Below are 10,238 nucleotides of genomic sequence, written 5' to 3'. Positions count from 1 at the left end.
GTTCGACCCCGCCCCCGGCTTTGCCGATGCCGTGAAGCGCGATCGCCTCGCCGCCTGGATCCGTTCGCTCCCGCCGCCCTATGCCGGCTATGACGGGCTGGAGAAGGGCCTGGTCGCCTATCGCGCGATCCTCACCGCGGGCGGCTGGCCCAAGCTCGCGCCCGGCCCGGATCTCGCCAAGGGTGCCAGCGGCGCGCGCGTGAAGGCGCTGCGCAAGCGGCTCGCCGTCGAGGACAAGCAGGTCGCGACCAGCGGCGACGTGTTCGACCAGAACCTCCAGGACGCGGTGCTCCGCGCGCAGCGCCGCTACGGCCTGCGCCCGACCGGCGTCGTCTCCACCGGCACGCTCGCCGCGCTCAACGTGCCCGTGGAGGCGCGCGTCCGCCAGATCATGGCGAACATGGAGCGCTGGCGCTGGCTGCCGCAGACGCTGCCGGCCAAGCGCATCCAGGTGAACATCGCCGCCGCGGTGATGACCGTGTTCGAAGGCGATAGCCCGATCGCCTCGATGAAGGCGGTCACCGGCCGCCCGGGCAACGAGACGCCGATGCTCCAGTCGCGCATCCACTCGATCGTGCTCAACCCGCCGTGGAACGTGCCGAGCGGCATCGCGGCAAAGGAGCTGTGGCCCAAGGGCGCCGCCTATCTGAAGGCGCATGGCTATCGCGTGATCGGCACCGGCCCGGATCGCCGCCTGCAGCAGGAATCGGGCCCGCGCAGCGCGCTCGGCCGCTACAAGTTCGACTTCGACAACCCGTATGCCGTGTATCTGCACGACACCCCGGTCCAGTCGGGCTTCAACAGCTATAGCCGGCTTGACAGCCATGGCTGCGTCCGCCTGGAAAAGCCGGGCCCGCTCGCCGAGCTGCTGCTCAAGAACGATCCGGAATGGCAGCCCGAGGCGATCGCCGCGCAGCTGGAAGGCACCAAGACGGTGCGAGTCCGCCTCGCCGATGCCGACCAGGTCGCGGTCTATCTGCTCTACTGGACCGCCTTCGCGAGCGGCGACGGCACGATGAACTTCCGCGACGATCCCTATAACTGGGACAAGCTGCTCGCCGAGAAGATCGAATCGCGCGCGGCGGTCAGCGTCGCCACCGCCTCCTGAACCCGAACGCCAAGGAAACACCCATGAAGCTGCGCACTTTCGCGATCCTGGCCGGCGCCGGCCTCACCCTCGCCGCCTGCGGGAGCAAGGACGAGGGCCCGAGCGCGCCCGACGCCAACGTCACCGAGATCACCGTGCCGGAGACCCCGGCCGAGGTGAACGTGTCGACCCAGGAGCCCGCCGCCGTCGAGCCGGTCAACGCCGCGCCCGTACCCGAGGCGACCCCGACCGAGAAGCCGGCACCGTTCAGCGACCGCGAGCAGACCGAGTCGGACGCCGCCGCCACCGGCATGACCTCGCGCATCGATCGCAACGCCGACAGCGAGAACCAGGAAAAGAAGCAGCAGTAAACGGGAAAGACGGCGCGTCCGCGGTTAGCGGGCGCGCCCCTCGTTGAGCGCCGAACGGCCTTCGCTCACCCGGGCGAGCAGCAGCTCGAGATGCTCGAGCGAATAGCCCGAGGCATGGAAGGCGGCGATTTCCTGCTTCGGCAACGCATAGCCCTTGTGCCAGGCGAGCACGGCGATGCGGCGCAGCGCCTCCAGCTTGGAGTCGGCCAGCCGCGAGCTCGCCCTGTCGCCGCCGAAGAAGATCGCCAGGAAGCGCGCCCAGCGGCTCGGCGCCTCCAGCGAGGACAGCCGATCGCGCTGCGCGATCGCCACGACCTGCCATTCCAGCGCCGTCAGTTCGGCAACCGCCTGCGTCGAGGCGGGCTGACGGTCGAAGCCGGTTAGATCGAGATACGCCATCGCCTGCACTCCCTATATGCAGCGGATGCAGGCCTCCCCGAGACGACGCCAAAAGGCATCGCCGGCCGTTCCGCGAAATATGTTCCACCTTGACCCCGCGCCGGAACTGCCGAGGGATCGCCCCTTCGTTCCGCCGCGAGAACTACCGGTATATCCCGGCTCCCTGAACCCACGCTGTCCACTTGGCGCGCGGGTCGTTTCGGTATGCTTCCCCATCTAGGCCCGTGCGCCGTACCGTCAAGCCAAAATCGTACTACACAGTACTACAATTTACATCGTCGCTTTGCTGTTGCCGATTTGCCGCAGCGCAGCGCCCGCCACGCGCATGATGCGAAGATGAACCCGTGCCTACAAACCAGTTCAGGCTTCGGATGCCTCGACTCGCATAATCCTTCTCCATCGACAGGAGAAAGGACATCCCCATGAAACTGGTTCAATGGATCGCCGCCGCCAGCTTCGTCGCCACCGGTGTGGTCGGCGCCACTGCCGCCCAGGCGCAGGACTGGCGCTATCGCGACCATCACGAGCGCCGCTGGGATCGCCACGATCGCTGGGATCGCCATCGCGGCTGGGATCGCGGCCGCCACTATGGCTGGGATCGCGGCCCGGGTTGGCACCGTGCCGGCTATGGCTATCGCAGCCGCACCGTCTGCTGGAACGAATGGCGCCATGGCCGCCGCATCGAGGTCTGCCGCCGCCGCTGACGGCTCACGGAGCGCCCGCAGGAGGAGGCGGGCGCTCCGGGTCTTCGACCAGCGGCAGCATCAGCACGAAGCGCGCCCCCATGCCGGGCGCGCTGTCGACGATCAGGTCGCCGCCCATCGCCCGGGCGAGCCGCCGCGCGATGTAGAGCCCCAGCCCGCTGCCGCCCGGCTCGGCCGGATCGACCCGCGCGAACTTCTCGAAGATGCGTGCCTGGTCGTCGAGCGCAATGCCCTTGCCCTGATCGGCGACGATCACGCAGCCCATGCCGCCCTCGCTTTCGAGCCGGATCCACACCGCCGCACCGCGCGGGCTGTAGCGCAGCGCATTGCCGATCAGATTGACCAGCACCTGCAGCGCCCGGCGAAACTCGCCGCGCACCCGCAGCACCGCATCGGGTCCGGGACGATCAATGCGGACCCCCGCCTCGCCCGCCCGCACCGCCAGCAGCCCCGCCGCGCGCCGCGCGACATCGGCCAGGTCGATCGTCGAGCGCGTCATCGCGAAATCGTCGCGCTCGATCGCCTGAAGGTCGACCAGATCCTCTACCAGCGCGAGCAGATGCCGCCCGGCGCTGGCGATATCGTCGGCGTACCCCGCATAGTCGCCGCGGATCGGCCCCTCGCCCTGCGCGCCGATCGCATCGGCATTGGCGATGATCCGCGCGAGCGGCCCGCGCAAAGCCCGCTCCAGCCGCTTGCCGAAGGCGCGCGGGAAGCCGCTCCCGGCGACCGGCGACACGGGACGCGGCGAGTCGACGCCCTCGCCGTCCAGCACCCGCGCGGCGCCGATGAAGCCGGCGAAGCGGCCCAGCGGGTCGTGCCGGGGGGTCGCGGCGAGCCGCACCATCCGCCCGGTCCCGCGCACCTCCGCACGCTGCCCGTCGAACCGCGCCTGGGCGGAGACGGCCGAAAGGATCGGCAGCTGACCGGCATCGTCCTGTGCCAGTGCGAACAGCCGGGTAAGCGGCTGGCCGAGCATTTCGCGGATGTCGAAGCCGTGCCGCTGGCCCGCCTCCGGCGAGAGAAACGTCAAGCGCAGCGCGCCATCGGTCTCCCACAGCCAATCGCCCGCGGCGCTGAGAAAATCGCCTTCGCGCGCAGGATCACCGGCCGGGCGCCAGGCCGGGCGCACACGCCATCCGCTGACTTCCAGCCGCACGCCGCCGCGATCGGGCCCGGCGCGCACCCATAGATCGATCTCTTCCTCCCCGTCCGCCGCGACGACGCTGCGCGAGATGGCGATGCCCAGCCGATAAGCGAGCTGCGCGACCGCGGCGACGCCGGGCAGCGCCAGCGGTGCACCGATCTCGCCGCCGGCACGGTCGTTGAGCGCGCGCAGCCGGGGTTCGGCATCGATCAGCCGCCCGCTGGCATCCAGCCGCGCCACCGCCAGCGGCACCACCGGATCGAGCGAGGGGATGGCGATCACCGCGCGCGCACCCCGCGCAACGCAGCCCGCGCTTCGCGATAGTCGGGGGGCAGCCGCAACTCGGCGAGCAGGTCACGCGCCTTGTCGACATTGAGCGCGGCAAGCAGGTCGATCGAATCCGCCAGCGCGGCAAGATCGCGCCGGGGATCGGCGTCGCTGAGCAGGAAGCAGAGTTCGGCGATGGCCTCGCGCGGCAGATCGAGCGCGTGGAGCACCAGCAGCAGCCGCTCGGCACCGGGATCGAGCAGCAGCGCGCGCGCATCGGCGAAGGCGATGTTCGCCGCTTGCGCCAGCACCGCCAGGAACAACGCTACGTGCCGGTCGCGCAGGGCTTCGAGCAGCACGCGGGCGCGTTCGCGCTGCTCGGGGGCGATCGCCGCGGCGAGGCGGAGCGCCACCGCCTCGACCTGCTCCTCGGCGCAGCGCTCGGCCAGCGCGCATTCGGCCGCGACCGCGGCGCAGAGCGCCTCGTCCAATGCCACGCCCGCCAGGGATCCCGCTTGCTCGCGCATGGCCGATGCAACCCACCAAAGCAGCCGGTGGTGCAAGGTTAACGGCAGCCGCCACCGTCCCGCTTCAGGACTCCGCGCCCGGCTCTCGGCGAGCAGCAGCGCCCGGGCGGCGTCCGACAGTTCGGGCGCCGGGTGCTCGGCGAGGCGGCCGAGCAGGCTGGGGCGCGCCGGATGCTCGGCCGCGCGATGGGACAAGCCCGCTGCGAGATGGTCGATGCGGATCCGGGCGAGCAGTTCGTCGACGAGCGCCCGGTCCGCCGCCAGCCCGGCGGCGTGGAGCAGCGGCAGCGTCGGGCCGATGCCGGGAAAGCCCTCCGGTACCACCGCGCGGCGGAGGCCTTTTTCGATCGAACCGACGATCTGATCGAGCGCGATCAGCATCGCGGTACGGGTCCGCTCGTCGAGCCGCAGGCTTTCGGGGATCGTCAGGTCGCGTGCGGTTGCTGCGCCCAGCGCGCGCTCGTGGCCCGCCGCTGCCGCTGCGCGCGCCAGCAGATCCTGGGCGTCGATGGCCGGGCCACCACGCGGTTCGGGAGCGCCCTGCGCCATGCCTCAACGACATAGCGCAGCTAGCTTAATCGGAGGCTAAGACTTGCCGCGCAGGCTTTCGATCGCCCCGGTCAGAGTCGCGAAGGCATAGACCGTCACCGCCGCCAGCCCCAATGTCGCGTGGCCGACCAGCGCGAAGGGCGTGAAGACGAGCATCTGCGCCGCTGCATTCGCCCACCAGCGCCGACGCGGCACGGGCACGCGCTCGGCGAGCAGCTGCAGCCCGACGCCGCCCGCCGCGAGCAGCAGCGGCGTCGCATTGCCGATCGCGCGGAACTCACGCCAGCCGCCCGCTGCCAGCAGCAATACGAACAGGCCGAGGATCGCGACTTCGATCTGGCGCGCGCGCGGCTCCTCGCCGCGCAGCGCCGCGTGCGAGGCGGCGGTCGCAAAGGCCAGGGTCGCGAGCAGCGCCACCAGCGCGCCGATCCCTTCCCAGCCCGCCAGCACGGTGAGCAATGCGGCGACCGACACCACGCCGCCGAGCGCCAGCGGCGCCCAGTCGGGGATGTTGCGCGCCATCATCTGCGGCAGCACGAGCCGGGCGGCAGGGCTGAACACCCAGCGATCGGCCCAGAGCGTGCGGCGGTCGCTCAGCGCCACCAGCACCGCGTCGTTGCGGGCAGCCAGGCCCTCGCCGCTCCGCTCCACGGCATGGCCGGCACGCGCCCAGCCCGGCGCCAGCGGCACCTGCAGCGCGCCCGATTGCGCGGCGACGCGGAGCAGCGCCGACTGGAAGTCGTAATCCTCGGGCATCGCGGCGATATGGGCGAGATGCCGCGTCTCGATCCGCGCGATGCCGGCCCAGCAATGCCGCATGTCGAGCCGCTCGATCGCGGCGGGCGATTCGGAATCGTCGGTCACCAGCAGCGCGGCGTGCGGCTCGGCCGCCATCCGCTCCATCACCGGGTCGATGGTGACCAGCCCGTCGGCCAGCACCAGCACATCGGCATCGCGCAGCACCTTCTCCGCCGCTTCTTCGGCCGAGCGGACGATATCAACCTTGAGCCGCCCGCGCCCCGCCCGCTCGATCGCGCCGAGGAATTGCGGGGTCACCTTGCCGACCGCGACCAGCACCTGCTCGGCGCCGATCCCGGCGAGCAGGCGGATCTGGTATTCGAGCAGCGTCATGCCGCCGAACGGCAGGCTGGCGACCAGCGTGCCGGGGCGGTCCTGCGCCTCCTCCACCGCGAAGATCAGGCCGCAGAGCGCGCGTTCGGGTGCCACCATCGAGCCCTCCATCAGTAGAGCAGATGCGGCTGGCGTGCCGCGATCCAGGCCGCTTCGTCCGGCTGGGTCAGCGCGTCGAGATCGGCCGGCGTGGCGGCGGCATCGTCGACCCATGCGCGCAGGCCCGGGCCGCCGTTGATCACGTCGATCGCGAGCTTGTCGAAGACATATTCGTACGGGAAATCGCGCCAGAGGTCGTAGTCCGGGTACAGCGCGCGGATCGCCTTGAACGCCAGCGCCTGCACCCGCCAGGGGCGGAAGGCCTGGTGGTCGTAGCTCGGCCCCTCGGCATGGAGGAACACGCCCGCGCAGAGCTGGCCGACATGCTTGTGGAAGGTCGGCTGGAACCACATGTCGCGCAGCGTGCAACCGGCGAGCCATTCGGGGGCGAGGCGCTGCATCTCGGCGATCACCGCGCGTGCATCGATGTCCGGCGCGCCGAACAACTCGAGCGGGCGCGTGGTGCCGCGCCCCTCGGACAGCGTCGTGCCTTCGAGCATCACCGTTCCGGCATAGGCCCGCGCCATGTTGACGTTGGCGGCATTGGGGCTCGGGTTGATCCAGGGGCGCTCGGCCGGCCAGCCATAGCCGGGCCCCGTCTCGGGCTCCCAGCCCTGCATCGCGATCACGCGATACTCCACGTCCAGGCCATAATGCGCGAGGAACCAGTGGCCGAGTTCGCCCAGCGTCATGCCGTGGCGCATCGGCATCGGCCCGGCGCCGACGAAGCTTTCCCAGCCCGGCAGCAGCGTCAGCCCCTCGACGGGGCGACCGGCGGGATTGGGGCGATCGAGCACCCACACCGCCTTGCCGTGTTTTGCCGCGGCTTCGAGCACGTAGAGCAAGGTCGTGACGAAGGTGTAGATGCGGCAGCCGACATCCTGCAGGTCGACCAGCATCACGTCGAACATGTCCATCGACGCGTCAGTGGGCCGGCGCACCTCGCCGTACAGGCTGAACACCGGTACGCCGTACTGCGGATCGGTGAAGTCCGGCGACTCCATCATATTGTCCTGCAGGTCCCCGCGCACGCCGTGCTGCGGGCCGAACACGGCCGAGATGGCTACGCCCGCCGCTACCAGCGCGTCGAGGCTGTGGGTCAGGTCCGCGGTGACCGAGGCAGGATGGGCGAGCAGCGCCACGCGCTTGCCCGTGAGGGCCGCACGCAGATCCGGTTCGGCGAGGAGGCGATCGATTCCGAAGAGCATGTCAGTCTGCTGGCGGCAGTTCGCCGACAAAGCAATCGGGATCGTGGAAATCCGGCGCATCGCCGCCATGACGCAACGCCCAATAGGATTTGGTGCCGTCCGTCTCCTCGATCACCGCGGTGATGCCGAGGCGGAGCGGACCCGTGCCGATGCCGGGAAGAGCGACGGAAAGGACCGTCTCGCCCTGCTGCCCGGCCAGCCGGATCGCCGGCGGCTCGGGCATTGCGAGGGGTGCCATGCCGTCGCGCCGCGCGGTGAACCGGTAGGCGGCCCATTGCCCCGAGGGCGCGAAGTTGAATTCGCGATAGGCCGGGGACTCGTCCGCCACGAAGAGTTCGAGGCAAGTCGTCCGCCACAGGCCGTCGGCGCGGACCGGCGGCGCACGTTCCGGAAGGCGCAACGCGCCCGGCGCTGCCACGATGCCATAGTTCAGGCGGAGCACGTCGCCGTCCCGCTGTAGGGCGCATCGAACCGACGAGACGGATCCGGGCGGCATCGCGGGGTGCGACAGCAGGGTATGATGCATGGCCCCCTCTAGCGCGGAAGCGGGGCCGTCGTCAGCACCAACCCGGCACTTGCCCGCACCGAAAGGCCATGGCAGCGCAACAATTCCTTCGTAGAGCCGCAGCCATGAAGTTTCTCCACACCTTCCACCTCGCCGCCTATTGCGACACCCTGCTCAGCTACACCCTCGCGCTGATCCTCGGCGCCGCGATCGGCGCGGAGCGGCAGTTCCGCCAGCGCACGGCGGGGCTGCGCACCAACGCGCTGGTGGCGCTCGGCTCGGCGGCGTTCGTCGACCTTGCCCAGCGCATCGCCGGCGACCTCGAGGCGGTGCGGGTGATCTCCTACGTCGTCTCCGGAATCGGCTTTCTCGGTGCGGGCGTGATCATGAAGGAGGGGATGAACGTCCGCGGCCTCAACACCGCGGCGACCTTGTGGTGCTCGGCGGCGGTGGGGGCCTGCGCGGGCAGCGACATGGCGGCGGAGGCCGCGACCCTGGCGGTGTTCGTCATCGCCGGCAACACGCTGCTGCGGCCGGTGGTCAACGCGATCAACCGCGTGCCGCTGGCCGGAGGCCAGGTGGAGGCGACCTATTTCGTCACCCTCACCACCGTCCCCGCCGAGGTCGACCGGCTGCGCGACCTGCTGACCGATCATCTCGAGCTGATGCGCTATCCCGTCGCCGAGATCGAGACGATCGAGCGCCCCGACGACCGAATCGAGCTGCGCGCCCGCCTCGTCTCCACCGCCGCGCTCGATGCCGAGCTCGACAGCATCATCGCGCATCTCGACAAGCGCCACGACGTCCAGCACGCCAGCTGGGAGCTGCAGACGCAGGACTGAGCGGCCGGGGATGACGCGGGCCCCGGCTTTGGCTATGCGCCCTCCCATCATGACCGAATACAGCTCCGATCTGCTCCGCCTGCTCGCCTCGCGCGGGTACATCCATCAGGTGACCGATGCCGAGGGCCTCGATGCGCTCGCCGCCAAGCAGATCGTGCCCGGCTATATCGGCTTCGATCCCACCGCGCCGTCGCTCCATGTCGGCAGCCTGGTGCAGATCATGCTGCTGCGCCGCCTCCAGCAGGCGGGCCACAAGCCGATCGTGCTGATGGGCGGCGGCACCGGCAAGATCGGCGACCCGAGCTTCAAGGACGAAGCGCGCAAGATGCTGACGCTCGACACGATCAGCAGCAACATCGCCTCGATCAAGACGGTGTTCGAGAATTTCCTGACCTTCGGCGACGGCCCCACCGACGCGGTGATGGTCGACAATGCCGACTGGCTCGACAAGCTCGAATATATCCCGTTCCTGCGCGACATCGGCCGGCACTTCTCGATCAACCGGATGCTGAGCTTCGATTCGGTCAAGCTGCGGCTCGATCGCGAGCAGTCGCTGAGCTTCCTCGAGTTCAACTACATGATCCTCCAGGGCTATGACTTCCTGGAGCTGTCGCGCCGCGCGGGCTGCCGCCTGCAGATGGGCGGATCGGACCAGTGGGGCAACATCGTCAACGGCATCGAGCTGTCGCGCCGCGTCGACGGCACCGAGGTGTACGGCGTCACCACCCCGCTGATCACCACGGCGGACGGCGGCAAGATGGGCAAGACCATGTCCGGCGCGGTGTGGCTCAACCCCGACCAGCTGCCGCATTACGACTATTGGCAGTTCTGGCGGAACACCGACGATCGCGACGTCGGCCGCTTCCTCCGCCTGTTCACCGATCTGCCGCTCGACGAGGTCGCCCGCCTCGAAGCGCTGGAGGGCGCCGAGATCAACGAGGCGAAGAAGATCCTCGCCAACGAAGCCACCGCCATGTGCCGCGGCCGCGCCGCTGCCGAGGAAGCCGCCGAAACCGCGCGCAAGACCTTCGAGGAAGGGGCCGCCGGCGGCGCACTGCCGACGCTGGCGGTCAGCGGCGGCAGCATCAGCGTGGTCGATGCGCTGGTCGGCTTGGGCTTCTGCGCCTCCAAGGGCGAGGCCCGGCGGCTGATCAAGGGCGGCGGCGCCCGCGTCGAAGGCGAGAAGATCGACGACGAGGCCGCGACCATCGCGGTCTCGGGCGAGGTCCGCCTCTCGGCCGGCAAGAAGCATCACGGGTTGCTGACGCCGCAGGGTTAACCCGGAGGCAGGCAAGAGCCTACGCCTTTCCCCCACAGGTCATCCCGGCGAAAGCCGGGTTGACGGGGCAGGTGCATGCGGCACGGTGCTGCCTTCACTCTGGTATCGACGCGGTTAACCAGC

Annotated in this window: 11 protein-coding genes; 5 read left to right on the top strand and 6 right to left on the bottom strand. The window is 70.0% G+C overall.

Annotated features, from left to right (window positions below; genetic code table 11):
- Both CA234_RS10940 and CA234_RS10935 read left to right on the top strand, forming a co-directional pair.
- A partial coding sequence (locus CA234_RS10940; RefSeq protein ID WP_125976713.1) for a L,D-transpeptidase family protein occupies positions 1 to 1,108 on the top strand: 1,108 nt, incomplete at its 5' end.
- Positions 1,109 to 1,131: 23 nt separating this feature from the next.
- Positions 1,132 to 1,458 carry a hypothetical protein gene (locus CA234_RS10935; RefSeq protein WP_125976712.1) on the top strand — a complete coding sequence of 109 codons (327 nt, stop codon included), beginning with the start codon at positions 1,132 to 1,134 and terminating at the stop codon, positions 1,456 to 1,458.
- Between the two features lie 24 nt (positions 1,459 to 1,482).
- Here CA234_RS10935 and CA234_RS10930 read toward each other — a convergent pair whose 3' ends face one another.
- Positions 1,483 to 1,857: a hypothetical protein gene (locus CA234_RS10930; RefSeq protein ID WP_126001694.1), complete on the bottom strand. Its 375-nt coding sequence runs from the start codon at positions 1,855 to 1,857 to the stop codon at positions 1,483 to 1,485.
- Positions 1,858 to 2,279: 422 nt separating this feature from the next.
- Between CA234_RS10930 and CA234_RS10925 the strand changes: the two genes are divergently transcribed.
- The gene (locus tag CA234_RS10925; protein ID WP_125976710.1) at positions 2,280 to 2,561 is read left to right on the top strand and encodes a hypothetical protein; all 282 of its coding nucleotides are present in this window, start codon (positions 2,280 to 2,282) and stop codon (positions 2,559 to 2,561) included.
- Between the two features lie 4 nt (positions 2,562 to 2,565).
- Here CA234_RS10925 and CA234_RS10920 read toward each other — a convergent pair whose 3' ends face one another.
- Genes CA234_RS10920 through CA234_RS10900 form a run of 5 tightly spaced genes read right to left on the bottom strand, consistent with a single transcriptional unit; the run spans position 2,566 to position 7,931 of the window.
- The gene (locus CA234_RS10920; RefSeq protein ID WP_126001693.1) at positions 2,566 to 3,990 is read right to left on the bottom strand and encodes an ATP-binding protein; all 1,425 of its coding nucleotides are present in this window, start codon (positions 3,988 to 3,990) and stop codon (positions 2,566 to 2,568) included.
- Positions 3,987 to 5,051, bottom strand: coding sequence for a DUF2336 domain-containing protein (locus CA234_RS10915; RefSeq protein ID WP_126001692.1), 1,065 nt, complete (start codon positions 5,049 to 5,051; stop codon positions 3,987 to 3,989). Before CA234_RS10915 ends, CA234_RS10920 begins: the two co-directional genes overlap by 4 nt.
- Positions 5,052 to 5,087: 36 nt before the next feature.
- Positions 5,088 to 6,281, bottom strand: a complete 1,194-nt coding sequence (locus CA234_RS10910; protein WP_126001691.1) for a hypothetical protein — start codon at positions 6,279 to 6,281, stop codon at positions 5,088 to 5,090.
- 11 nt (positions 6,282 to 6,292) lie between these two features.
- On the bottom strand, positions 6,293 to 7,489 hold the full coding sequence (locus CA234_RS10905; protein ID WP_126001690.1) for a DUF1343 domain-containing protein: 1,197 nt from the start codon (positions 7,487 to 7,489) through the stop codon (positions 6,293 to 6,295).
- 1 nt (position 7,490) lies between these two features.
- Positions 7,491 to 7,931: a DOMON-like domain-containing protein gene (locus tag CA234_RS10900; protein ID WP_126001689.1), complete on the bottom strand. Its 441-nt coding sequence runs from the start codon at positions 7,929 to 7,931 to the stop codon at positions 7,491 to 7,493.
- Positions 7,932 to 8,119: 188 nt separating this feature from the next.
- On the opposite strand from CA234_RS10900, the gene CA234_RS10895 reads away from it, so the two are divergent.
- Positions 8,120 to 8,836 carry an MgtC/SapB family protein gene (locus tag CA234_RS10895; protein WP_125976704.1) on the top strand — a complete coding sequence of 239 codons (717 nt, stop codon included), beginning with the start codon at positions 8,120 to 8,122 and terminating at the stop codon, positions 8,834 to 8,836.
- A gap of 49 nt (positions 8,837 to 8,885) precedes the next feature.
- Complete coding sequence (tyrS, locus tag CA234_RS10890) at positions 8,886 to 10,115, top strand: tyrosine--tRNA ligase (protein WP_125976703.1); 1,230 nt, start codon at positions 8,886 to 8,888, stop codon at positions 10,113 to 10,115.
- The last annotated feature ends 123 nt before the right edge of the window (positions 10,116 to 10,238 follow it).

Origin of the sequence: Sphingomonas sp. ABOLE, assembly GCF_003950455.1 — a bacterium.
Classification (GTDB): Bacteria; Pseudomonadota; Alphaproteobacteria; order Sphingomonadales; family Sphingomonadaceae; genus Sphingomonas; species Sphingomonas trueperi.
Note: the sequence above shows the minus strand (reverse complement) of the source record. Positions and strands in the feature narration are given on the sequence as shown.